Raw genomic sequence first — 23,594 nt, forward strand, 5'->3', positions numbered from 1 at the left:
TGCCTCTCAGGAGGCGCGCATGAGCGGCGACGACAACGAGTTTCGCATCCGCCCCGGCAAGCCGCGCTCGACCCGCGCGCCGCGCATCAAGACCTTCATCAACCAGGTGCTGCGCGCCGCCAAGCAGGCGAGCAATGCGTCCGCCAGCGGCTCGGCATCTGGATCGGGGCGCAGGGGCGGCGGCTCGGGCCGCTCGACCTTCGGCCGCGGCCGCAATGTCGTATCGCGTAACCACCTGCTCGGCTCGCATCGCCGTGTCGTCGCCCAGGTGCGCATCGCGCGCCACCAGGGCTGCACTTTCCGCTCGGCGCCGATCTCCGCGCACCTCTCCTATCTGAAGCGCGAGGGCGTCAGCCGCGACGGCGAGAAGGGCATCATGTTCGACGCCGAGACCGACTGCGCCGACGATCTCGCCTTCGCCGATCGCTGCCAGGACGACCGGCACCATTTCCGCTTTATCATCTCACCCGAAGACGCCGGCGACATGGAAGATCTGCGCGCCTTCACCCGCGATCTCGCCAAGCAGATGGAAGCCGACCTTGGCACCCGCCTCGATTGGGTCGCCGTCGATCACTGGAACACCGACAATCCGCATGTGCATCTGCTGGTGCGCGGCGTTGACGAGATCGGCGCCGATCTCGTCATCTCGCGCGACTATATCAGCCACGGCTTGCGCGGACGCGCCGAGGAACTGGTCGATGCCGAACTCGGCCCCAAACCGGAACACGAGATCCGCTCCAGCCTCACGCGCGAAGTCGATGCCGAACGCTGGACGCGGCTCGATCGCGAGATCGCACGCCAGGCCAACGAGCTGGGCTATATCGACCTGCGGCCCGAGGCGAAGGGGCCGGACGATCCCGAGATCCGCCGGCTGCTGGTCGCCCGCCTGCGCCATCTCGAAAAGCTCGGCCTCGCCGCCGATGCCGGTGTCAACGAATGGTTCGTCGAGCCAGGAGCGGAGCGAACGCTGCGCGATCTCGGTTCGCGCGGCGACATCATCAAGATCATGCACCGCGCGTTCGCGGGGCTGGGCGAGGAACGCGGCGTTGCCGACTTCACGATCGACGCCACCAAGGACGGCCCGCCTGTCATCGGCCGGCTGGTCGACAAGGGCCTCCATGACGAGCTGACCGGCGAAGCCTATGCCGTGATCGACGGCACCGACGGCCGCGCCCATCATGTCCGGCTGCGCGGCATCGAGGCGTTCGAGCACGCGCCGCCGATCGGCGGCATCGTCGAGGTCCGCCGCTTCGGCGGTCCGGACGATCCCCGGCCCACCATCGTCCTCGCCAACCGATCCGACCTCGATCTCCAGAGCCAGATCACCGCGCCCGGCGCGACCTGGCTCGATCACCGGCTCGTCGAACGTGAGCCCATGCCGCTCGGCGCCAGCGGCTTCGGCCGCGAGGTGAGCGAGGCGATGGACGCGCGGGCCGAGCATCTGGCCGACGAGGGCCTCGCCCGGCGGGAGGGCCAGCGGATCGTCCTGCAACGCAATCTGCTGGCGACGCTCCGCCGCCGCGAACTCGACGCCGTGGGCGAGCAGCTCTCCGCCGAAACCGGACTTGCGCATGTGAAGGCGCAGGCCGGCGAATATGTCGCCGGCACCTATCGCCGCCAGCTCGCGCTTTCCTCCGGCCGCTTCGCCGTGATCGAGGGCTTCGCCCCCGATGGCGGGCGCGGCTTCCAGCTCGTCCCCTGGTCCCGCGAGATCGAACACAAGCTCGGCCAGCACATCTCCGGCGTCGCGCGCGGCGGGGGCGGCATCGACTGGTCGCTCGGTCGCAAGCGTGACCTCGGTCTCTGACGAAAGGAACCTCCCATGTCCGGCACGAAAATCCTCTGGGGCCAGATCAGCATCGTCTTCCTCATCGTTCTCGCCTCCGTCTGGGGCGGCACGCAATGGGTCGCCTTCCGGCTCGGCTTCCAGCCCCAGCTCGGGCCGGCGTGGTTCGAGGTCGCCGGCTGGCCTGTCTATTATCCGCCCGCGCTGTTCTGGTGGTGGTATTTCTATGAAGCCTATGCCCCGCGCATCTTCGCCGAGGGCGGCATCATCGCGGCTTCGGGCGGCTTCCTGTCCATCGCCGTCGCCATCACCATGTCGGTGATGCGCGCCCGCGAGGCGTCCGACATCGACACCTACGGCTCGGCACGATGGGCCGAGCGGTCCGAGATCGAGGGCGCCGGCCTGCTCGGCCAGGACGGTGTGGTGCTCGGCCGATACGAGCGCGACTACCTGCGGCACGACGGGCCGGAGCATGTGCTCTGCTTCGCGCCGACGCGGTCGGGCAAAGGCGTCGGGCTCGTGGTGCCGAGTTTGCTGACCTGGCCGGGGAGCTGCATCGTCCACGACATCAAGGGGGAGAACTGGCAGCTCACCGCCGGCTTCAGGGCGAAGCACGGCCGCGTTCTTCTCTTCGATCCGACCAACGTCGCCTCTGCCGCCTACAACCCCTTGCTCGAGGTCCGGCGCGGCGAATGGGAGGTGCGCGACGTCCAGAATATCTCGGACGTGCTGGTCGATCCGGAGGGAAGCCTTGAGAAAAGGTCGCATTGGGAAAAGACCAGCCACTCGCTGCTGGTCGGCGCGATCCTGCATGTGCTCTATGCCGAGCCGGACAAAACCCTGGCGGGCGTTGCCGCGTTCCTCTCCGATCCACGCCGCACGATCGAGGCCACGCTGGACGCCATGATGGCCACGCGGCATCTAGGAGAGGCCGGACCGCACCCTGTCGTGGCGTCGTCGGCGCGCGAGCTGCTCAACAAAAGCGACAATGAGCGTTCGGGCGTGCTGTCCACCGCCATGTCCTTCTTGGGCTTATATCGCGATCCCGTCGTCGCGGCCGTGACGAGCCGCTGCGACTGGCGCATCGCCGACCTGATCGCCGACCCGCAACCCTCGACGCTCTACCTCGTGGTGCCGCCGTCGGACACCTCGCGGACAAAGCCTTTGATCCGCCTGGTCCTCAACCAGATCGGCCGCCGGCTCACGGAGGATCTCCACGCCAAGGACCGCCGCCATCGCGTGCTGCTGCTGCTCGACGAGTTTCCGGCGCTTGGCCGGCTCGATTTCTTCGAGTCCTCACTGGCGTTTCTCGCGGGCTACGGGATCAAATCGTTCCTCATCGCCCAAAGCCTCAATCAGATCGAGAAAGCCTATGGCCAGCACAATAGCGTACTCGACAATTGCCATGTCAGGGTCAGCTTCGCCACCAACGACGAGAGGACCGCCAAGCGCGTGTCCGACGCCCTTGGCACGGCGACCGAGATGAAAGCGATGCAGAACTATGCCGGGAGCCGCCTGGCGCCGTGGCTGGGACACATCATGGTGTCGCGCTCCGAGACCGCCCGCCAGCTCCTCACCCCCGGCGAGATCATGCAGCTCCCCCCGGACGACGAGATCGTCATGGTGGCAGGCACCCCACCGATCCGGGCGAAGAAGGCCCGCTATTTCCTCGACCCCCGCCTGACCGAACGCATCCTGCCGCCGCCCGATCCGGCGAAGATCGCCAAATCGGTGCGGCCCGATGGCTGGTCGGACCTCAAGCCGCTCAAGCCCGACGCCGATCTGGTCGCGGCCGCCGAACGGGCCGAGAAGGGGAAGGAGGACACGGCCAATTCGAGCCTGCGCCGTGAACCCGAACTGCCCGAACATGTCGAGATCGTCCGCGAGAAGAAGGAGCCGACGCCAGAAGACGAGTTCAAGCACCTGCTCGGCGACGATCAGGAAGACAGCGCCCGGCAGCGTCAGGTCATGCGCCGCCAGATGCGCGGTCTCGCCCGGCAAGCGTCCATGGACCCGAACGACGGTATTGATATGTGAGGATCGACCATGCGCGAACGCCTTTGCCTGACCCTTCCGTCCGACCTGCTCGCCAAGCTCAACGACCTCGCCGACCGCCGCAAGCTGTCGCGCTCGGCCGTCGCGGAAGCGGCCATCGCTTCCTTCCTGTCACCCGACGCCCAGGACATGCGGGAGGCTGCCTTTACCCGCCGGCTCGACCGCTTGTCGCGCCAGACGGCGCGGCTGGAACGCGACATGCGTCTCACCGCCGATACGCTGGCGCTGTTCGTCCGCCACTGGCTGACTGTCACGCCGCCGCTTCCCTCAGAGGCTCACGCGACCGCCCAGGTCAAGGGCAAGGAGCGTTTCGAGGGCTTTGTACAGACCCTCGCCATGCGGCTCCAGCAGGGAAGCAGCTTTCTCAGCGAGATCCCCGATGACATTCCGTCACGCAAGGAGGAATCCGATGACTGACCGAGCTTGCGGAATCTGTGCCGTGCGCGTATATACTTCGACGTATATACAGGAGGCCGCCATGCCCCATATCGCCAAGATTTTCCAGTCCGGCAACTCGCAGGCCGTCCGGCTCCCGAAGGATTTCCGCTTCGACGTCGAAGAGGTCGAGGTGTCGCGAGAAGGCGACGCCGTGATTCTACGCCCCAGGCCGGATAAGACCCGACGGTGGGCCTCGCTGCACGCCGCCGTCGAGCGCGGCTTCAGCGCCGACTTCATGGCCGAAGGACGCGACCAGCCGGAAGAACAGGACCGGCCCGAACTCGATCAGGCGTTCCAGTGACCTTCCGCCTGCTCGACACCAATGCAGTGATCTCGCTGGTCGCGCGACGCTCCGAACCGTTGCTGCAACGGGTCGAGGCCAGCGAGCCGGGTTCGCTCGCGGTTTCGTCCGTGGTCGCGCACGAACTCTACTTTGGCGCCTATCGCAGCGAGAGGGTCGCCTACAATCTGGAGACCCTTCGGCTCCTCTTCACCGATCTCGCCATCCTCGACTTCGATCGGGAGGATGCCCGAGTGGCGGGCGAGATCCGGGCCGAGCTGAAACGACGCGGAACGCCGATCGGCCCATACGATACGTTGATCGCCGGTCAGGCCAAGGCGCGGGGCCACACCCTCGTCACCAACAATACCGGCGAGTTTTCGCGAATAGCCGGATTGCGGATCGAGGACTGGACTACAAACCGATAGGCTCAAGGCCCATCGACAGAATGGGTCGCGGGCTTCGGGATTTGCGCTACAAGCGCGAACGAGCTGTGCGCCAGAGGAAAACCGACACGTCTACGATGATCCAGGCAACGGCAATGCCAACAAGGTTGGGGAAGATGTCAACAACACGGGGATTGTGGCCGATTACTGTGGTCTGAACCAGCTCCCAGCTCCCAGCTCCCAGCTCCCAGCTCCCAGCTCCCAGCTCCCAGCTCCCAGCTCCCAGCTCACGCCCACAAGAAAAGTCAGCACGGCAGCAAGCCAAACGCGCGAGTAGCCGGTTGCGAGTACGGCGAGAACGAACAGCAGAGCCATAGAGGCTATGTGCGGCACCTTGGTCAGGGCATTGGCGATTGCCTCGGGCGTAACCGTGAAGTCCATTTGCGGGGGACGGCGACCATCAGGCGCCCGATTGGCGGCCCAAATGCTGGCTAAGGCAAGGGCCGTAAAAGGCAGGACGCGAAGAACGCTTGGAACTTTCATCGCGCCGCGCCGGTGAACACCGCCAACTGAGCGGCAAAAGCGCGCTTGTACGCCGGCCGCGCTTCTGCACGGGCGACATAGGCGGAGAGGTTCGGAAATTCCTCCAATATTTCCGACCCCTGCAACCTTTGCAGCACATGCACCATCAGAAGGTCGCCAGCGCTGAAATCGCCGTCGAGCCATTCGCTGTCGTCCAGGCGCGCGGAAAGTTGATCTAACCGTTCGCGAATGCGCTCATCGACCACGTCGAAGCGCTCGCCCTGCCAGCTCTTGCCTTGCTCGAAGTTCTCGACAACATCGCGATCGACGATCGGCGGCTCTACCGTCGCGAGTGCTGCAAACATCCACATGATCGCACGCGCCCGCGCATTCGCATCCGCCGGCAGCAGGCCCGGAAAGCGCTCTGCGATATGAAGCACGATCGCGCCGGACTCGAACAGCGTGAGATCACCTTCCTCATAAGTCGGTATCTGCCCAAACGGATTGCGCGCCAAATGCGCGGGCTCCCTGAATGTGCTCCACGGAGCGAGCCGCACCTCGTAAGGCTGGTCCACTTCCTCCAGCGCCCAGCGCACGCGGATGTCCCTCGCCAGCCCCTGGCCGCGATCCGGCGAGCTTTCATCAAAGGCCGTAATCGTAATTGTCATCGCGTTTTCCTCTGTTGTGGCGGGCCGGTTGCGCTGTCTTCACCGTAACGACGAACGATCCAATCCGAATCCGACAAAACGCGCGGAAAACTTCCGGCCTCTGATGCGCAGAGGGCGAGCTTCTGCCGGCTCCCATCAAGGGAAACAGTCGGCATTACTACCTCGGGCGATTCGCCTGATGAGCAGGAGTGACCGCCCGCAGGCTTCGAGCAGGAAGGCACCACCGCCGTTCTCCTGTATTTGCACGCTGCACTACTACTACGACCGAAACTTGTTGAATCGGCCCGTTTTGCCGTTCTTTTAGTCATCCCCATCCGGGGACCGCCTTCGCCCTCCTCCCCGGAAACGGGGACGAGATGGCTGGCCAAAATCGCAAACAGGCAACGATGGAACGCGGCGCGCGCATGCTCCGCACCGCGCTCGGGCCTGCCATCTCGGACCTGTTGCGCGATCCCTCCATCGTCGAGGTGATGCTGAACCCCGACGGGCGCATCTGGGTCGATCGCCTCGCCGGAGGACTGGAAGACACCGGCGAGCGGCTGACCGCAGAGGACGGCGAGCGCATCGTTCGTCTTGTCGCCCATCATGTCGGGGCCGAAGTCCACGCCCGCGCGCCGCGCGTCTCGGCGGAGTTGCCGGAGAGCGGCGAACGGTTCGAGGGCCTCCTTCCTCCCGTTGTGACGTCGCCGACCTTCGCCATCCGCAAGCCGGCGGTCGCGGTATTCACCCTCGACGATTACGTCGCCGCCGGGATCATGGCCGACGCCCAGGCCGCGGCGCTGCGCGAGGCCGTCGCCTCCCGCGCCAATATCTTGGTGGCGGGTGGCACCTCCACCGGCAAGACCACGCTCACCAATGCGCTGCTGGCGGAAGTCGCCAAGACGCAGGACCGCGTGGTCATCATCGAGGACACGCGCGAGCTGCAATGCGCGGCGCCGAACCTCGTCGCAATGCGCACCAAGGACGGCGTGGCGACACTCTCGGATCTCGTGCGCTCCTCGCTGCGCCTGCGTCCCGACCGCATCCCGATCGGAGAGGTCCGCGGCGCCGAGGCGCTCGACCTCCTGAAAGCATGGGGAACCGGCCACCCCGGCGGCGTCGGAACGATTCATGCCGGCTCGGCCATCGGCGCGCTACGCCGTCTCGAGCAGCTCATCCAGGAGGCCGTTGTCACGGTCCCGCGCGCGATGATCGCCGAAACCATCGACCTCGTTGCCGTCCTCTCCGGCCGCGGCTCCGCGCGCCGGCTTGCCGAGCTTGCGCGCGTCGAGGGCCTCGGCGCGGACGGCGATTACCGGCTCGCGCCCGCCTTTCCAGACCCCATCCCCACCGACCAAACAGGAGACCCCGCATGATCCGTCGTGCCTTCCGCGTCCGCCGCCATATCGCAACCGCCGCCGCCTTCACCTGGGTCGCGCTCCTGACCTCGCCGGCACTGGCCTCGGGCTCCTCCATGCCCTGGGAGGCCCCGCTTCAGTCGATCCTCGAATCCATCGAGGGGCCTGTGGCGAAAATCGTGGCCGTCATCATCATCATTGTCACCGGCCTGACGCTGGCCTTCGGTGATACCGGCGGCGGCTTCCGACGCCTCATCCAGATCGTCTTCGGCATTTCGATCGCCTTCGCCGCCAGCTCCTTCTTCCTGTCGTTCTTCTCGTTCGGCGGCGGGGCGGTGATCTGATGGCGGCGTTCCTCGAACAGCTCGACGCCGTGCCGGGGTTCACCGCCCCGGTTCACCGCGCTCTCAGCGAACCCATCCTGCTGGGTGGTGCGCCGCGTTCCGTGGCGATCCTCAACGGCACCGTGGCCGGGGCCGTGGGGCTCGGTCTCCAACTCTGGCTCGCCGGCATCCTGATCTGGGCGGTCGGACATCTCGCAGCCGTCTGGGCGGCGAAGCGCGATCCCCTCTTCGTCGAGGTCGCGCGTCGGCATCTGCGCGTGCCTAGCCATCTTTCGGTGTGAGGCGCGCACCATGATGAACCTCGCAGAATATCGCCGCACCGCTTCGCGCCTTGCCGACTACCTCCCCTGGGTGGCGCTGGTCGGCCAGGGCGTCGTGCTGAACAAGGATGGCAGCTTCCAACGCAGCGCGAAGTTTCGCGGGCCGGATCTCGACTCCGCGGTCGCGGCCGAGCTGGTCGGCGTCGCCGCGCGCCTCAACAATTCCTTCCGCCGCCTCGGCTCCGGCTGGGCGATCTTCGTTGAGGCACAGCGGTCCGAGGCCGCGACCTATCCGAATGACGTCTTTCCCGACGCGGCCTCCGCGCTGGTCGATGCCGAGCGCAAGGCCGACTTCGAGGAGGAGGGCAGCCATTTCGTCTCGGACTACTACCTGACCTTCCTATGGCTGCCGCCGGCCGAGGACGCCGCCCGCGCCGAAAGCTGGCTCTATGAGGGCCGCGAGACCTCGGGCGTCAACCCCTGGGAGTTGGTGCGCGGCTTCGTCGACCGAACCGACCGCGTGCTCGCCCTCCTTGACGGGTTCATGCCGGAGTGCCGGTGGCTGACCGATGGCGAAACGCTGACCTATCTCCATTCGACCGTCTCGACCAAACGGCACCGCGTCCGCGTGCCGGAGACGCCGATCTATCTGGATGCGCTACTCGCCGACGAGGCGCTGACCGGCGGGCTCGAACCGCGCCTTGGCTCCGCGCATCTGCGCGTCCTTACCATCACCGGATTCCCGAGCGTCACGACACCCGGCCTGCTCGACGATCTCAACCGGCTCGCCTTTCAATATCGCTGGTCCACGCGCGCGATCCTGATGGACAAGACGGACGCGACCAGGCTGCTCACGAAAATCCGGCGCCAGTGGTTTGCGAAGAGAAAGAGCATCGCCGCCATTCTGAAAGAGGTGATGACGAACGAGCAATCGGCGCTCGTCGACACCGATGCCGCAAACAAGGCGCTCGATGCCGACATGGCCTTGCAGGAACTCGGCGCGGACGTGGCCGGCATCGCCTATGTCACCGCGACCGTCACGGTCTGGGACGAGGACGCCCGCCGCGCCGACGAGAAGCTGCGGCTGGTCGAGAAGGTCGTCCAGTCCCGCGATTTCAGCGTCATGGTCGAGACGGTCAACGCCGTCGACGCCTGGCTCGGCTCGCTGCCCGGCCATGCTTACGCCAATGTGCGTCAGCCTCCGATCTCGACGCTCAACCTTGCCCACACGGTCCCTTCGTCCGCCGTGTGGGCGGGGCCGGAAAGGGACGATCACTTTGGCGCACCCCCGCTGCTCTATGGCAGGACCGAAGGATCGACCCCTTTCCGGCTCTCCCTTCATGTCGGCGATGTCGGCCACACGCTCATGGTCGGCCCGACCGGCGCCGGCAAGAGCGTGCTGCTGGCGCTCATGGCGCTGCAATTCCGCCGCTATGCGGGATCGCAGATCTTCGCCTTCGATTTCGGCGGCTCCATCAGGGCCGCCACTTTGGCCATGGGTGGCGATTGGCACGACCTCGGCGGCCGGCTGACCGAAAGCGCGGATACTTCGGTCTCGCTCCAGCCGCTCTCCCGCATCGAGCAGACGCAGGACCGCGCTTGGGCGGCGGACTGGATCGTGGCGATCCTCCAGCGCGAAGGCGTCACGATCACCCCTGAAGCCAAGGAGCATATCTGGACGGCGCTGTCCTCGCTCGCTTCGGCCCCGATCGAGGAGCGCACGATCACCGGCCTGTCGGTGCTGCTCCAGTCCAACGACCTCAAGCTCGCCATCCAGCCCTATTGCGTCGGCGGTCCCTATGGACGGCTGCTCGACGCCGAGTCCGAAAACCTCGGCGATGCTTCCGTCGTGGCCTTCGAGACCGAAGGGCTTCTCGACACCGGCGCGGCTCCCGCCGTCCTCGCCTACCTGTTCCACCGGATCGCCGACCGCCTCGACGGACGCCCGACGATGATCGTCATCGACGAGGGCTGGCTGGCGCTCGGTGATCCGGCTTTTTCCAAGCAACTGGCCGAATGGCTGGTCACGCTCAGGAAAAAGAACGCATCCGTCGTTTTCGCCACGCAGTCGCTCGCCCAGCTCGAAAAGAGCACGATCGCGCCTGCAATCATCGAAAGCTGCCCGACCCGGCTGCTCCTGCCCAACGATCGCGCCGTCGAACCGCAGATCACCGCGATCTACAGGCGCTTCGGCCTGAACGACCGGCAGATCGAGATCCTCGCCCGCGCCATCCCAAAGCGGGACTACTACTGCCAGAGCCGGCGGGGAAACCGGCTGTTCGAGCTGGGTCTGTCCGAAGTCGGCCTCGCGCTCTGCGCGGCGTCCTCCAAGTCCGACCAGGCATTGATCGCCGACATCCTGGCCGAACATGGCCGCGGCGGCTTCCTCGCCGCTTGGCTGACGGCGCGCGGCGTCGAATGGGCGGCCGACCTCATTCCCAACCTCACCAACATCGCTGTCGCGCCTGACCGGCAGGCGCCCGCGCCACAGGCGCCGGTCCTCGACCTCACCGATGCCCTTGAACTCGACCCACAGGAGATCATGCCATGACCCGACACCGCTTCCCCCGTTTCGCCGGCGCTTCCCTGCTTGCACTCACGCTCGCCGCGCCGCTGGCGCTTTCGCCGGCCTTCACCACGCCGGCCCACGCCCTCTTTGGCTTCGGCCGGATCGTTTACGACCCGACCAACCACGCCGAGAATCTTTTGACGGCGGCGCGCACCCTTGAGCAGATCAACAACCAGATCACCTCGCTTCAGAACGAAGCGCAGATGCTCATCAACCAGGCGAAGAACCTCGCGAGCCTGCCCTACAGCTCGCTCCAGGCGCTCCAGCAGAACGTGCAGCGCACCCAGCAGCTTCTCGCCCAGGCGCAGAACATCGCCTTCGACGTGCAGTCGATCGACAGCATGTTCCAGCAGGACTACGGCAATCTCTCCCTCAACGCCACTGACCAGCAGCTCATCGCGGACGCGCGCGGCCGATGGGAAAATACCGTGGGCGGTTTGCAGGACGCGATGCGTGTCCAGGCCGGCGTCGTCGGCAATATCGACACGAACCGCGCCGAGATGTCAGCCCTGGTCGGCGAGAGCCAAGGCGCAACCGGCGCACTTCAGGCGACCCAGGCCGGCAACCAGCTCCTCGCCCTGCAAAGCCAGCAGCTCTCCGACCTCATTGCAGTGATCTCGGCCAACGGCCGGGCGGACGCTCTCTCGGAAGCCGAGCGCACCACGGCCGCCGAGCAGGGCCGCATCCAGCGCGAGCGGTTCCTGACGCCCGGCTCCGGGTATCAGCCCGGCAACGCGCGCATGTTCAACAACTGACGGGCCGAAAGGGGGACATCATGGACGGCAAGGTGCTGGCCCGGATCGCGGCCATCATATTCGTCGCCGTCGCCATCACGGCGGCGATCATCGAAATGACCCGCGAGGAAAAGGCCGGGCCAGCGCCGGCCGCTCCGGGACTCCAGCCAGCGGCCGATCCGCTGCGGCTGGAGCAGCGGCGTTGCCAGGAGATGGGCGAGGCCGCCGCCAATGACGCCACGTGCCTACGCGTCTGGGCCGAGACCCGCGACCGTTTCCTTGGCCGCTCACCCGCGCCGGAAGCTCCGGCCGAAAGCGAGGGGCGGTGAGCCATGGGCGGCACCGGCGTCATTGACAACTTTCTCGGCATCTTCACCAGCTACATCGATTCGGGCTTTGGCCTGCTCGGCGGTGAAGTAGCCTTCATTGCCACCACCTTGATCGTCATCGACGTGACGCTCGCCGCCCTGTTCTGGGCGTGGGGCGCCGACGACGATATCATCGCCCGTCTGGTGAAGAAGACGCTGTTTGTCGGCGTCTTCGCCTACATCATCTCCAACTGGAACAATCTCGCCCGCATCGTCTTCGAGTCGTTTGCTGGCCTCGGCCTGATGGCCTCCGGCACCGGCTTCTCGACCGCCGATCTCCTGCGCCCCGGCCGCGTCGCGCAGACCGGCCTCGATGCCGGCCGCCCGCTGCTTGAATCCATTTCCGACCTCATGGGGTGGATCGCGGTCTTCGAGAACCTCGTGCAGATCCTGTGCCTGTTCTTCGCCTGGGCGCTTGTGATTCTCGCCTTCTTCATTCTGGCGATCCAATTGTTTGTCACTTTGATTGAATTCAAGCTGACCACGCTGGCCGGCTTCGTCCTCATTCCATTCGGGCTCTGGGGCAAGTCCGCCTTCATGGCCGAGCGCGTTCTTGGCAACGTCGTCTCGTCCGGCATCAAGGTGCTGGTCCTCGCGGTCATCATCGGCATCGGCTCGACCTTGTTCGGCCAGTTCACAACCGGCTTCGGCGGCGCAACCCCGACGATCGACGACGCAATGGCCGTCGTTCTTGCCGCTCTCTCCCTTCTCGGACTCGGTATCTTTGGCCCCGGCATTGCGGCCGGCCTCGTCTCCGGCGGCCCGCAGCTTGGTGCCGGCGCTGCCGTCGGCACCGGCCTCGCCGTCGGCGGCGCGGCGATCGCAGCTGGAGGCGCGACCATGCTGGCCGCGCGCGGTGGCGCGGCCGCGCTATCCAGCGGAGCCGCCCTGGCTCGCGGCGGCGCATCGACCGCTGGCGCGGCCTTGACCGCATACACGCTCGCTTCCATGGGCGAATCCGGTGCGTCGGGCGTCGCGGCCGGTCTCGGCGGTGTTGCTCGCGCCGGTGGCGCCGCCGCGGTCTCGCCGCTGAAGCGCGCCGTCTCCCGCGCGGCCGACAGCCTCAAGTCCAGCCACACCGGAGGCGTCAAGGGCGGCTTCGAGACGACCGGCGGCACTTCCACCATGGGAACGGTCGGCGGGGGAGCCTCACCGGCCCCGGCAAGCGCACCCGCTGCCGACGGCCCGCCCGCCTGGGCGCAGCGCATGCGCCGCAGCCAGGCCCTCAGCCACGGCGTCACGGCCGCCGCCCATGCAGTCCGCTCCGGTGACAGCCACGGCGGCGGCTCCTCTATCAGCCTTTCCGAAAGCGACCGCACATGAATCTGTTCAAACGACCCACCACCCATTTCGGCAAGACGCCGGAACCCGTCACGCCCTATCAGAAGGCCGCCCAGGTCTGGGACGAGCGCATAGGGTCCGCCCGCGTGCAGGCGCGCAACTGGCGCTTCATGGCCTTCGGCTGCCTTTTCCTCTCCGCCGGATTCGCCTCGGCGCTGGTCTGGCAATCTGCGCGCGGCACCGTCGTCCCCTGGGTGGTCGAGATCGACCGCCATGGCGAGTCCCGCGCTGTCGAGCCCGCCGTCGCCGACTATCGCCCGACCGACCCGCAAGTGGCCTGGCACTTGGCCAGATTCATCGAACAGGTCCGGGGGCTGCCCTCCGATCCGATTGTTCTGCGGCAGGCGTGGCTGCGCGCCTACGAGTTCACCACGGACCGGGGCGCCGTGGCGCTCAACGAATACGCGCGGTCAAATGATCCTTTCACCCGTGTCGGCAAAGAGCAGGTTTCGGTCGAGGTCTCCAGCGTGATCCGGGCATCGCCGGACTCGTTCCGCGTGGCTTGGACCGAACAGCACTATGAGAATGGTCAGCTCTCCCGCACCGAACGCTGGACCGCGATCCTCACCATTTTCCTTCAGCAGCCGCGCACCGCGGAGCGCCTGCGCGCCAATCCCCTCGGAATTTATGTGAACGCGATCTCATGGTCGCGGGAGATGAGCCAATGATCCGCAATCCCCACAAAACCGGACTCACGGCTTTCCGTAAATCCGCCTCGGCGGCTTTGCTGGCCACCACGATGCTCGCCGGCTGCGCCACCAACCGCACGCCGCAGTTCAGTTACGATGCCGACGTGCCGGCGCTTCCAGTCGTCCGGACGGCCGTGACCGACAGCACGCCCCGGCCGCTACACACGCCGCCAGGCTGGACCGTCGCGCGCGGCGGCACGGCTGCCACCACCCCGGAGGGCCGTGTTGCTAACGCCAATGCGGCAGCTCGCGTCGAGCCGCGCCGGGAGGGCTACTATAACGCGATCCAGATCTATCCCTGGTCGGAAGGCGCGCTGTTTCAGGTCTATGCCGCCGTCGGCCAGATCACGACCATTGCGCTCGAACCCGGCGAAAGCCTGACCGGCGCCGGTCCGATCGCGGCGGGCGATACGACAAGGTGGATTATCGGCGACACCGAAAGCGGCTCCGGCACGACGCGCCGCGTCCATGTGCTCGTCAAGCCGACCCGCGCCGGCATTTCGACCAACCTCGTTATCACCACCGATCGCCGCACCTACCTCGTCGAGCTGCGCGCGAACGAAGAGACGTGGATGCCGGCAGTCGCCTGGGCCTATCCCGCGCCTCCGGCGAGCCAGCGCGTCACCGCGCCGGCCACGCCGATCATACCGGCCGAATCCGCCCGCAATTATCGCTACGGTCTCACCGGCGGCAATCCGCCCTGGCGCCCGATTACCGTCTTCGACGACGGCCGCCGCGTTTACGTGGTGTTCCCGCGCGGCATCGTCCAGGGCGAGATGCCGCCGCTGTTCGTCATCGGTTCGGGCGGCGAACCGGAGATCGTCAACAGCCGCATCCACCAGAACGTGCTCATCGTCGATCGGCTGTTCGGCGCGGCCGAGCTGCGTCTTGGCTCGGGCAAGCAGCAAGAGACCGTCCGCATCGTGCGCGTCCAGCCCGGACAAACCGCCGCGGCCGCTTCCGGCCGAACCACCAAGATCGTGGGAGCGCCGTCATGAGCGGGAATGATGACCGGAAGGAGGAAGGGATTGAACCGGCCGGAGCGGCAGGGCAAACGGCAGGGTCTATGCGCCTGCGCGCCGACGCGCCGCGCGTTACGCGCATTTCGCGCAAAGTTCTGATGGGCGCTGGCCTGGTCGCCGGCATTGGCATCGGCGGAGCGTTGATCTACGCGCTTCAGGTCGTCGAACGCGGCGGCAATCCCGAGGAGCTGATTTCGACCGATCGCCGTCAGACGGCGGACGGATTGCAGGGGTTGCCCGGCAGCTACGGTGACGTGCCGGTCCTCGGCCCGCCATTGCCGGGCGATCTCGGTGGACCCGTGCTGCGCGCCCGCGAGGAAGGTCAGCCGATCCCGGCTACCCCCATGCCGGTTCCCGCAACCGACCCCGAGGAGCAGCGCCGCCTCGCCGAGATGGAAGCCGCCCGCACCAGCGAGATATTCTTCCAGATCAGGGCGGGCCAGACCACGGCCTCGCCCTCGATCCCCACGGTTCCCAGCATGGCCGGGCTGACGGGCGCCGGTGCGCAGGATCGGCACACGGCCTTCCTCAACGCCGAGGTGGACCGCCGCACCGTCGCGCCGGATCGCGTCATGGCGCCGGCGTCGCCCTATATTCTTCAGGCCGGCGCAGTGATCCCGGCCGCGCTGATAACCGGCATCCGTTCGGATCTGCCCGGACAGATCACCGCCCAGGTAACGCAGAACGTCTATGACAGCCCGACCGGCGCGCTCCTCCTCATTCCGCAGGGAAGCCGCCTGATCGGCGAATACGATGCAGGCGTGACGTTCGGGCAGCGCCGCGTCCTCTTGGTGTGGAATCGTCTCATTCTTCCAAACGGCCGCTCGATCGTGCTGGAGCGCCAGCGTGGCGCCGATGCATCGGGCTATGCCGGTCTTGAAGACGGCGTCGACCACCACTGGTGGGACCTGATGAAGGCCGCGGGCCTCTCGACGCTTCTCGCCGTCGGCGCGGAGTTGGCGACAAGCGATGAAGATCGTCTGATCCGCGCCATCCGCGACGGAGCGCAGGATACGGTGAACCAGGCTGGGCAGCAGATCGTGCAGCGCCAATTGCAGGTCGCCCCCACGCTGACCATCCGACCAGGCTTCCCGGTCAGGGTCATCGTTGCCCGCGACTTAGTCCTCGAACCTTACGGAGCCCACTGATGAGCAATCTCAAGCTCGGCCCGCTGCCCAAGCTCGGCATTGTGCGCATAACCGTGCCAATGCCAGAGCCGCTGAAAGAAGAACTCGACCTCTATGCCGCCGAATACGGTCGCCTCTATGGCGAGGTCGATGCTGCCACGCTGATTCCGCATATGCTGGAAGCATTCCTACGCTCGGATCGCGGTTGGCGCAGCCGCAAATCGAAGCTCGGCGGGAAGAGCCGCGTGGCGGCTTCGGCCCGGCCCGAGGGAGGTGCTAAGCCAAACTTGACCGAAAGTGAATAGCGATCGAGAAGCATCCCCGGCCTTCCTTCGCTCAACTCGGAAAGCAGAGCGCCGCCAAAGGCCGCATGGCGGAGACTGCACCGCAACTTAGGGGAATCTCATCCGGCGCGGCCAACAGGTGGCAAACATTGGCAGACCCGGGCGAGCGGCAAAGTCTCCAATCTTCGAGGTACGAGCTATAGACGCTGCCTAATTTGCTCCATTTGCTGAATCTCCTCGCGTTGCGCCTTTGTGATCGACTCGCACAAAGTTTTCAGTTCGGCATCGCGAAGGTCCGCTTCCCGACACATCAGGATTGCTCCCGAATGGTGGGGAATCATCGAGTCGACGAATTGCCGATCGTCGATCAGCGCCTGACTCCGCGTGGCCCAGAACGAACCGGCGGTTAGCAAAACGAAAAGGAGGTAGAGTACTATATTCACGCTGCGGTGGCGAAACATGCCGGGCATTGTTGCCAGCATGAAGATACCCATTGGAGCCCACATGGTGATGGCCATGTAGAACATATTGAAGTTGTTGCGAAAATCACCCCAACCGTCTATCATCGAGAACATCACGACATACATAACGATGAGACCCAGGATCATATTGATCCAAAACATGAGATATGGTCGGCCGTGGGAACCATCGGAGTGACCGCCATGCGCTTGATGGATTTCTGACATCGGTGTCTCCTTTTGCATGTATAGTACCGGGGTACGCTCAATCACTTTGACGTTGTCATGCGATATGGCCCGGCGTGCTTACTCCGAACCCGTACATCGCTTGCACGCCTAGAGCTTGGCCTTCGCGAAAACGTCGACCAATTCATCAAACTTTCGTCGCTGAACCTCCGCATTGCCCGAGATGATCGCTTCTTCAACGCAACAAGCCGCATGGGCCTTCAGCACTTGAGTTTCGACCTTCGAGAGAGCGGCTTTTACTGCATGAAGCTGATGAAGGATTTCGATGCAATAGCGCTCATCCTCCACCATCTGACCGACGCCGCGGACCTGTCCGGCAATTCGGTTAAGAGAGGTCAGAATACTGCTCCTGTCTTTGTCGCACATGCCAATACCCCTACATGGTATGGGTACTGAACTCTTGAAACGCTGGTCGGTTCCAAAGGGCGTGCAACTTCTCCTTTGCCGCGCAAAGCTCCTTCGCCAGTGCGGTCGGACGTGATGCGACCCGCGTCGTGTCGTGCAACACCATGTCTATCGTCCGAACGCTGACCGCTCTGAAGCGGGCAGGTCTGCTGAAGCGCGCTCAAGGCACCTTGCTGAGACGGGCAACGGACCCTTGGGAAAGCCACCTTGGCGGCATAATGAATACGCTCGTTCCCGAGCCCGAGATACCTAGCCATCAGGGTCCAGATGCCCAGAAAGTCGACCCGGATCTGGATGTCGTGACCATGGCCGTGAAGGTGCCGGAGACAATTGCACATCTGCACTACTGGTCGGTGCAGCTCACGCGAAATGCGGAGAAGGAGGAAGTCCTTGACGCATTCCGCGCGTCGTCCCGGATAGCTCTAGTACGAACGGCCGACGGCCTCACCGCTATCAACACGATCAAGGAACTGATGGCTGACCTCGATAGGGCCGTTCGGCAACCTATATGAAGTCGCGCTATGGGAGGACATGCTGCGCACCGAGCGGGATGAGCTCTTCTACGCCTACATGGTGGACAATCAAGCGATCGTTATTCCTGATACGATCGACGCCATTCGCGCATTGTCTGGCCTGACACAGAATGCCGAGTTTTCCATTGCACGGACCAACACCGCCCTCGGCGTCACGCAACGGTTCTATTAACCCGCAAGCGAGTGCCGCCCAAAAGCGGCACTCATTCGGAAATGCCCGCGACTGCGCCTTTGCGCGGCCTAATCGACACATCCTCGTCCTCCTCATCGGTCTCCAGGCGCGTGAGAATTGGACAGTGAGGGCGATGGTCGCCACGGCAGGCGTTGACCAACATCTTCAGTGTTTGTGCCATTTCCTGCAAGGCTTGGATCTTTCTCTCAAGTTCCGCGATATGACCCTCGGCCAACCGCTTGACCTCCGCACTCTGGCGCGACTCGTCCCGCCACAGTTCCAGAAGTCCGTTGATCTCAGCGACGGAGAAGCCAAGGTCGCGTGCGCGACGGATGAAACGCAGCATATGCACGTCTGTATCTGAGTAGTCCCGATAGCCGGACCCTGTACGATCTGCCCGTGGTATCAAGCCGGTCTGCTCGTAGTAGCGGATCATCTTGGCCGAAACGCCGGATGCTCTGGATGCTTGTCCAATGTTCATGAGCGATTTCCCTTCGTAGTGGACGCCGTCCTTGGCAGGCGGCGTCACCCTTCATTAATGAGCAGCCCGAAAGCGACGAAGCCGCAGGGCATTGCCCAGCACGAACACACTCGACAAGGCCATCGCGCCCGCCGCGAACACGGGCGAGAGAAGGATACCGAATCCGGGGAAAAGCGCGCCCGCCGCCACAGGGATGAGCGCCGTATTGTAAGCGAATGCCCAGAATAGGTTCTGTCGAATGTTGCCGATGGTCGCCTTCGACAACGCTATCGCGTTGGGCACGCCTTGCAGGCTGCCTGACATCAGCACGACGTCGGCGGCTTCGATTGCTATGTCCGTGCCCGTCCCAATGGCGAGACCTACATCCGCCTCCGCCAAGGCCGGGGCGTCGTTGATTCCGTCGCCGACGAAGGCCACCTTGCCATATTGTTCCTTGAGACGGCGAACCGCATCAACCTTGCCGTCCGGCAACACCTCCGCCGCCACGTCATCGATCCCGAGTTGAGCGGCGATGGCCTTGGCGGTGCGCATGTTGTCCCCGGTGATCATCGCAACCTTCAGCCCAAGATCGTGCAACGCCTTGATTGCGGCGGGCGTGGTTTCCTTGATCGGGTCGGCCACTGCGATGATCGCCGCGATCTTTCCCTCTATCGCAGCATAGAGCGGCGACTTGCCCTCGTTACCGAGACGTTCGGCCGTCTCGCTAAACTGCGCAACGTCATGACCGAGGTCGACCATGTATCGATCAGCGCCGATTTCGACGCGCCGACCCTCGACCAAAGCTTTCACACCGAAGCCTGTTACCGATTCAAAGTCAGACACCGCCGGCATCCGAACGCCTTCCGCAGCGGCCGCATCCACGATCGCCCGCGCGATTGGATGTTCCGATTTCGCCTCGACAGCAGCCACCGTACCCAGAACCTCGGGTCGGTCGAAGCCTGCGGCAAGTTCCAGATCGGTCAAGGCCGGCTTTCCTTCGGTTAGCGTACCCGTCTTGTCCACGGCGACCACACTGGCGTCTTTCAGCAACTGGAGCGCCTCGCCTTTGCGAAAGAGGACCCCCAGCTCCGCACCGCGGCCTGTGCCGACCATAATGGACGTCGGCGTAGCCAGACCCATGGCGCAGGGGCAGGCGATGATCAGGACGGCGACAGCGTTGACCAGCGCGAAGGTGAGGGCGGGCGACGGCCCGAAATACAGCCAGGAAGCAAAAGTGAACGCCGCTACCACAAAGACCGCTGGCACAAACCACATGGTTACCTTGTCGACCAGCGCCTGGATGGGAAGTTTGGAACCCTGTGCCTCCTCCACCATACGGATGATCTGCGACAGAACCGTATCCCCGCCGACCGCCGTCGCCCGGAAAGCGAAGGCGCCCTTCTGGTTGACAGTGCCGCCCACGACCACGCTACCGATCGCCTTCGAGACCGGAACAGGTTCTCCGGTGATCATCGACTCATCGACATAGCTGTCACCTTCGACCACTTCACCATCGACGGGAATGCGTTCGCCGGGGCGAACCTCAACGATGTCGTCGGAAATCACCGAACCGATCGGCAGGTCGACCGTCTTGCCATCCCTGCGAACCCGCGCAGTCTTTGCCTGAAGGCCGACCAGCCGCTTGATCGCCTCGGACGTGCGCCCTTTGGCACGGGCTTCCAGCAAGCGGCCAAGCAGGATGAGAGTGACTATGACTGCCGCAGCTTCGAAATAAACGTTGATCGTTCCAGGCGGGAGGAAGCCCGGTGCGAAGGTTGCAACCAAGGAGTAGCCGTAGGCAGCAAGCGAACCGACCGCCACCAATGAATTCATGTCGGGCGCCATCCGCCAGAGGGCTGGAAGTCCCTTGTCATAGAAGCGAATGCCCGGAACGAAGAGCACGAGGGTCGTCAGCACGAACTGGATGTACCAGCTCCACTGCATGCCGATTGTCGATTCGATCAATGCATGACCGCCTGGGATGACATGGGATCCCATTTCCATGAGAAAGACTGGAGCTGTAAGCGCCGCAGCCATCGTGAAATCACGGGCCAGCTCGCGCCGCTCCGCTTCCTTTCTCTCCGCTTGCTCGGCATTTGCATCCTCGTGGTCAGGGCCGGCATTTGCACGCACCACCTCGGCCTCGTAGCCGGCATCTGCGATGGCGGCGATCAACTCAGCCATGTTGGCGCCGCCGCGCACCGTGGCCCGTTCCGTGGCCAGATTGACCGCTGCCTCGGTAACCCCTGAAACAGCTTTCAAGGCGCGCTCGACCCGCCCGACACACGACGCGCATGTCATGCCTTGGATCGACAGCTCTACGAGGCCGGTCGGCCCTGCGGCCTGGGACGGCACCGAATAGCCAACCTTCTCGATCGCCTCGATCAGAATTGCCTTGTCAACATATGATCTGGTGGTGACATTCGCGCGTTCCGTAGCCAGATTGACCGATGCGGCCTCGACACCGGGAACAGCCTTCAGGGCTCGTTCGACTCGGCCAACGCACGACGCGCAGGTCATGCCCTCTATCGGCAGCGATACAGCTTCAGACATCTCATTGGTGCGGACGGGGGCATTCATCGCCTCTTCCTTTCTTATTCGAAGAATCAAATTCTGGAGGAGGATCAGGCTTCCAACGATAGGAAGGTCAATAGAAAAAATCCTAGCATGTGCCCCTTGACCTTACCATCGTTGGAAGGACCATCTTGTTCAGCATGAGAGCCGAACAAAGGAGATTTCTCATGCTGCTCAAGATCGAAAACATGACCTGCGGGGGCTGCGCAAGGTCGGTGACAAAGGCGATCCAGTCCGTCGACCCGAACGCTACGGTCAAGCCGGACCCCGCCGCTCGCACGGTCAAGGTCGAGACGGCGGCAACCGTCGCCGATATCGAGCGCGTTCTGGAAGAAGCCGGCTATCCTGCGGTCGCAACCTGATGAGGATGAAACGATGAACAGGCTAACCCCGATTTTCATAGGTGGCGCAATCGCCATCAGCGTGGGCCTGGCACTCGCTCAAACCCAGATGGACAACAATGGCGCTATGCAGGGGCACAATATGCCCGGCATGAACATGCAGGGCATGGACATGTCCGCCGCGGACGAACCCTCGACCAAGGCTTACATGGCCGTCATGGAAAGCATGCAGAAGAACATGCTGATGGACTATTCAGGCGATGCCGATGTCGACTTCATGCGCGGCATGGTTCCCCATCATCAGGGCGCTATCGACATGGCAAAGGTCGTTCTCGAGTACGGTCGCGCCCCTGAGGTCCGCAAGCTCGCAGAAGACGTGATCAAAGCCCAGGAAGGCGAGATCGCCATGATGAAGAAGTGGCTCGCCGATCGTGGCAAATAACGCCGGTCGGGCGGCTTCTTGAGCCGCCCGACCAATCCCTGCATCTTACACAGGCTCAGGAGAGGGCGCGCTATTGCGCGTTTAACCCTGTCGAGCCCGGAGACCACGACGTTGCCATAGAACGCGCCATGCTAAGCAACCTTCGGAAGGCCGGGTTGTCATTACGTGGAGACCATACGGCGCTAAATGGCAAGATTTCCCCGAGAATCGCCCGATAGCACACGCCGGGGAACTGAGCCGCAGTCATCGCCTCGCTAACGACCGTCAATCCGCGGCCCAGAGCCACGAGTGGGAGCAGGTTCTCTCGTCCGACAAAATGGACGGTGATCTCAGGGTGCTGACCCAGACCAGCCAAGCGCTGAACCAGGTAGTCGTGAATTTCTTTGCCGGGGGCCACGTCGTTCACGACGAAAGTTTCGTCAACAAGGTCGGTCCAATCGACCTCGTCGCGCCCGGCTAACGAATGATCTTCCGGTAGAACCGCAAAGACGCGCTCAGACCAAAAATACGAGGTGTCGCAATCAGGCCAGAGGCGGGTGCCGGTAAGGAAGGCGACGTCAAGAGAAAACTGGCGGATCGCCGCCACATGCTCTGAATGATTGCCATCGATGAGTTCAACCTGAACCCTCGGATGCGCGCGATGATATGCACGCAATAGTTCTGCAAGAAACCCCGAGGCAATCGATGAGAATATTCCGATCCTCACGAAGCCGTCTTCAGAACGCCCTATGGCAGCAATATCTTCGGCTCCGTCGTCGACGTTTCTGAGAATTTGTCTTGCCCGCCCAAGGAACCGTTGCCCTGCATGGGTCAGCGAAATCCCCCAGGTGTGCCGGTGAAACAGCGAGGCGCCGATTTGATCCTCAAGGTCAGCAATACATCGACTGACCGCTGATTGCGATAGCCCGATGGCCGCCCCGGCTTTGCGGAAGCTGCCATGCTCGGCCACGACCACGAAGGTGTTAAGGTGACGCAGCTCTATTGCAGGTGGTCGCCTAGCCATGACAGCAGCCTCCTACGAGGCGCTAGGCCGTTAAAATCAGGAGATGCCAAATCCAACGGCTCGCGCCACTGTTCGGGTCCAAGCTGTCCGATACCCGCGTCGATCACCCTCGCCCCTCGTTCGCTCGTATCCGTGCAGCGACGAGCCGCGCAGCGAGTAACGGGTTTCGGATCTGGCATGTCGCGATTCGAAGTGCCGTTGGTCATGCTTCGCTCTCGCTACCTGAAGCTGATCCATTGGAGGCCAGGGGCTGTCTTGGTCGGCACGCCTTTCGTGATGATTATGTCCATGTGCGCCATGCTTCCGATGCATAAAGATATGGAGTACCGGACAACTCAAAATGAGAAGCCAAGGCAACCAGCCCAGAGTGTGAGCACGACGCTCCGTGATCAGGTAAAAGGCGGCGATAGCGCGAAAGCCGTAGAGGGCGGCGCTGCTCGCTGTAAGCTTTGAACGGCGAGCGTTACCGCGTTTGCCTATCTGAGTTCTGGTCATATTGCTCCTCCAGTATCGCGCGTGGGCTCGGTAGGTGCATGGTTTGCGCCACCGCCCGTAAGCCGACCGCGAGGCAACTGTTGTTGAGATAGCAATGCCCGTCTGGCGGAGTCTTTAATCTCGATTAAGGTGTCGGGAACGACGAGGCTACCCTGCGCGGTTCGCCAAAAGGCCAGCCTGGACGGGTCCGGTTCGACTTCTCGCCCATCAATGTGGAGGGCTTCGGTGGCCAGAGGAGCTACGCCATCACCGCTT

Annotated in this window: 28 protein-coding genes; 20 read left to right on the plus strand and 8 right to left on the minus strand. The window is 64.1% G+C overall.

From position 1 onward, the window contains the following. Positions 1-19 precede the first annotated feature (19 nt). From ABWW28_RS20940 to ABWW28_RS20960, 5 genes are all read left to right on the plus strand, one after another. On the plus strand, positions 20-1,807 hold the full coding sequence (locus tag ABWW28_RS20940; RefSeq protein WP_353391957.1) for a relaxase/mobilization nuclease domain-containing protein: 1,788 nt from the start codon (positions 20-22) through the stop codon (positions 1,805-1,807). A gap of 15 nt (positions 1,808-1,822) precedes the next feature. Continuing rightward, the gene (locus ABWW28_RS20945) at positions 1,823-3,823 is read left to right on the plus strand and encodes a conjugal transfer protein TraG (RefSeq protein ID WP_353391958.1); all 2,001 of its coding nucleotides are present in this window, start codon (positions 1,823-1,825) and stop codon (positions 3,821-3,823) included. Between the two features lie 9 nt (positions 3,824-3,832). Then, positions 3,833-4,258, plus strand: a complete 426-nt coding sequence (locus tag ABWW28_RS20950; RefSeq protein ID WP_097136828.1) for a ribbon-helix-helix domain-containing protein — start codon at positions 3,833-3,835, stop codon at positions 4,256-4,258. A gap of 61 nt (positions 4,259-4,319) precedes the next feature. Further along, entirely contained in the window at positions 4,320-4,580 is a 261-nt protein-coding gene (locus ABWW28_RS20955; protein WP_097136826.1) for an antitoxin, read from the plus strand. Continuing rightward, on the plus strand, positions 4,577-4,987 hold the full coding sequence (locus tag ABWW28_RS20960) for a type II toxin-antitoxin system VapC family toxin (RefSeq protein ID WP_353391961.1): 411 nt from the start codon (positions 4,577-4,579) through the stop codon (positions 4,985-4,987). Before ABWW28_RS20955 ends, ABWW28_RS20960 begins: the two co-directional genes overlap by 4 nt. Positions 4,988-5,149: 162 nt before the next feature. Here ABWW28_RS20960 and ABWW28_RS20965 read toward each other — a convergent pair whose 3' ends face one another. Then, positions 5,150-5,488 carry a hypothetical protein gene (locus tag ABWW28_RS20965; RefSeq protein ID WP_353391963.1) on the minus strand — a complete coding sequence of 113 codons (339 nt, stop codon included), beginning with the start codon at positions 5,486-5,488 and terminating at the stop codon, positions 5,150-5,152. Next, positions 5,485-6,135 (minus strand): glutathione S-transferase family protein, encoded by a 651-nt coding sequence (locus ABWW28_RS20970; protein WP_353391965.1) that lies wholly within the window; start codon positions 6,133-6,135, stop codon positions 5,485-5,487. Before ABWW28_RS20970 ends, ABWW28_RS20965 begins: the two co-directional genes overlap by 4 nt. Before the next feature lie 356 nt (positions 6,136-6,491). On the opposite strand from ABWW28_RS20970, the gene trbB reads away from it, so the two are divergent. The 11 genes from trbB to ABWW28_RS21025 are packed head-to-tail and all read left to right on the plus strand — an operon-like array spanning position 6,492 to position 16,231. Then, on the plus strand, positions 6,492-7,490 hold the full coding sequence (gene trbB, locus ABWW28_RS20975) for a P-type conjugative transfer ATPase TrbB (RefSeq protein ID WP_353391967.1): 999 nt from the start codon (positions 6,492-6,494) through the stop codon (positions 7,488-7,490). After that, a complete protein-coding gene (locus tag ABWW28_RS20980) occupies positions 7,487-7,816 on the plus strand; it encodes a TrbC/VirB2 family type IV secretion system protein (protein ID WP_009452106.1) in 330 nt (109 codons plus the stop codon). The genes trbB and ABWW28_RS20980 overlap by 4 nt, the downstream gene beginning before the upstream one ends. Then, the gene (locus ABWW28_RS20985) at positions 7,816-8,097 is read left to right on the plus strand and encodes a VirB3 family type IV secretion system protein (RefSeq protein WP_123195413.1); all 282 of its coding nucleotides are present in this window, start codon (positions 7,816-7,818) and stop codon (positions 8,095-8,097) included. The genes ABWW28_RS20980 and ABWW28_RS20985 overlap by 1 nt, the downstream gene beginning before the upstream one ends. Positions 8,098-8,107: 10 nt before the next feature. Continuing rightward, entirely contained in the window at positions 8,108-10,627 is a 2,520-nt protein-coding gene (gene trbE / locus ABWW28_RS20990; protein ID WP_353391970.1) for a conjugal transfer protein TrbE, read from the plus strand. Next, positions 10,624-11,400: a P-type conjugative transfer protein TrbJ gene (gene trbJ, locus ABWW28_RS20995; RefSeq protein ID WP_112585205.1), complete on the plus strand. Its 777-nt coding sequence runs from the start codon at positions 10,624-10,626 to the stop codon at positions 11,398-11,400. Before trbE ends, trbJ begins: the two co-directional genes overlap by 4 nt. 20 nt (positions 11,401-11,420) lie before the next feature. Continuing rightward, positions 11,421-11,708 (plus strand): putative entry exclusion protein TrbK-alt, encoded by a 288-nt coding sequence (trbK-alt, locus tag ABWW28_RS21000; protein ID WP_313015557.1) that lies wholly within the window; start codon positions 11,421-11,423, stop codon positions 11,706-11,708. 3 nt (positions 11,709-11,711) lie between these two features. Continuing rightward, on the plus strand, positions 11,712-13,070 hold the full coding sequence (trbL, locus tag ABWW28_RS21005) for a P-type conjugative transfer protein TrbL (RefSeq protein WP_353391972.1): 1,359 nt from the start codon (positions 11,712-11,714) through the stop codon (positions 13,068-13,070). Next, positions 13,067-13,756, plus strand: coding sequence for a conjugal transfer protein TrbF (gene trbF / locus ABWW28_RS21010; protein WP_112585209.1), 690 nt, complete (start codon positions 13,067-13,069; stop codon positions 13,754-13,756). The genes trbL and trbF overlap by 4 nt, the downstream gene beginning before the upstream one ends. After that, positions 13,753-14,775 carry a P-type conjugative transfer protein TrbG gene (gene trbG / locus ABWW28_RS21015; RefSeq protein ID WP_353391974.1) on the plus strand — a complete coding sequence of 341 codons (1,023 nt, stop codon included), beginning with the start codon at positions 13,753-13,755 and terminating at the stop codon, positions 14,773-14,775. Before trbF ends, trbG begins: the two co-directional genes overlap by 4 nt. Continuing rightward, positions 14,772-15,947 carry a TraB/TrbI/VirB10 family type IV secretion system protein gene (locus tag ABWW28_RS21020; RefSeq protein ID WP_502904590.1) on the plus strand — a complete coding sequence of 392 codons (1,176 nt, stop codon included), beginning with the start codon at positions 14,772-14,774 and terminating at the stop codon, positions 15,945-15,947. The genes trbG and ABWW28_RS21020 overlap by 4 nt, the downstream gene beginning before the upstream one ends. Beyond that, complete coding sequence (locus tag ABWW28_RS21025; protein WP_097136805.1) at positions 15,947-16,231, plus strand: DUF2274 domain-containing protein; 285 nt, start codon at positions 15,947-15,949, stop codon at positions 16,229-16,231. The genes ABWW28_RS21020 and ABWW28_RS21025 overlap by 1 nt, the downstream gene beginning before the upstream one ends. Positions 16,232-16,407: 176 nt before the next feature. Here ABWW28_RS21025 and ABWW28_RS21030 read toward each other — a convergent pair whose 3' ends face one another. Both ABWW28_RS21030 and ABWW28_RS21035 read right to left on the minus strand, forming a co-directional pair. After that, positions 16,408-16,896 carry a DUF305 domain-containing protein gene (locus tag ABWW28_RS21030; protein WP_097136803.1) on the minus strand — a complete coding sequence of 163 codons (489 nt, stop codon included), beginning with the start codon at positions 16,894-16,896 and terminating at the stop codon, positions 16,408-16,410. A 108-nt stretch (positions 16,897-17,004) separates the two neighbouring features. Continuing rightward, the gene (locus ABWW28_RS21035; protein WP_097136800.1) at positions 17,005-17,280 is read right to left on the minus strand and encodes a metal-sensitive transcriptional regulator; all 276 of its coding nucleotides are present in this window, start codon (positions 17,278-17,280) and stop codon (positions 17,005-17,007) included. Between the two features lie 143 nt (positions 17,281-17,423). On the opposite strand from ABWW28_RS21035, the gene ABWW28_RS21040 reads away from it, so the two are divergent. Together ABWW28_RS21040 and ABWW28_RS21045 are read left to right on the plus strand one after the other, a co-directional pair. Beyond that, positions 17,424-17,831 (plus strand): hypothetical protein, encoded by a 408-nt coding sequence (locus ABWW28_RS21040; RefSeq protein ID WP_247880742.1) that lies wholly within the window; start codon positions 17,424-17,426, stop codon positions 17,829-17,831. Between the two features lie 19 nt (positions 17,832-17,850). Further along, a complete protein-coding gene (locus ABWW28_RS21045) occupies positions 17,851-18,024 on the plus strand; it encodes a hypothetical protein (RefSeq protein WP_245423425.1) in 174 nt (57 codons plus the stop codon). A 31-nt stretch (positions 18,025-18,055) separates the two neighbouring features. Here ABWW28_RS21045 and cueR read toward each other — a convergent pair whose 3' ends face one another. Continuing rightward, positions 18,056-18,505, minus strand: a complete 450-nt coding sequence (gene cueR / locus ABWW28_RS21050) for a Cu(I)-responsive transcriptional regulator (RefSeq protein ID WP_112585213.1) — start codon at positions 18,503-18,505, stop codon at positions 18,056-18,058. A gap of 54 nt (positions 18,506-18,559) precedes the next feature. Next, positions 18,560-21,064, minus strand: a complete 2,505-nt coding sequence (locus ABWW28_RS21055; RefSeq protein ID WP_151683183.1) for a heavy metal translocating P-type ATPase — start codon at positions 21,062-21,064, stop codon at positions 18,560-18,562. A 161-nt stretch (positions 21,065-21,225) separates the two neighbouring features. Between ABWW28_RS21055 and ABWW28_RS21060 the strand changes: the two genes are divergently transcribed. Continuing rightward, positions 21,226-21,420 (plus strand): heavy-metal-associated domain-containing protein, encoded by a 195-nt coding sequence (locus ABWW28_RS21060; RefSeq protein WP_077546174.1) that lies wholly within the window; start codon positions 21,226-21,228, stop codon positions 21,418-21,420. 106 nt (positions 21,421-21,526) lie between these two features. After that, positions 21,527-21,841, plus strand: coding sequence for a CopM family metallochaperone (gene copM / locus ABWW28_RS21065; protein WP_425598298.1), 315 nt, complete (start codon positions 21,527-21,529; stop codon positions 21,839-21,841). Between the two features lie 70 nt (positions 21,842-21,911). On the opposite strand, the gene ABWW28_RS21070 is transcribed toward copM, so the two are convergent. Both ABWW28_RS21070 and ABWW28_RS27630 read right to left on the minus strand, forming a co-directional pair. After that, positions 21,912-22,844 (minus strand): LysR family transcriptional regulator, encoded by a 933-nt coding sequence (locus ABWW28_RS21070; protein ID WP_353391978.1) that lies wholly within the window; start codon positions 22,842-22,844, stop codon positions 21,912-21,914. 36 nt (positions 22,845-22,880) lie between these two features. Next, positions 22,881-23,339, minus strand: a complete 459-nt coding sequence (locus ABWW28_RS27630; protein WP_454623285.1) for a DUF2933 domain-containing protein — start codon at positions 23,337-23,339, stop codon at positions 22,881-22,883. Positions 23,340-23,594: the final 255 nt, after the last annotated feature.

The organism is Brucella sp. NBRC 14130 (assembly GCF_040371715.1).
In the GTDB taxonomy this organism is placed as follows: domain Bacteria; phylum Pseudomonadota; class Alphaproteobacteria; order Rhizobiales; family Rhizobiaceae; genus Brucella; species Brucella intermedia.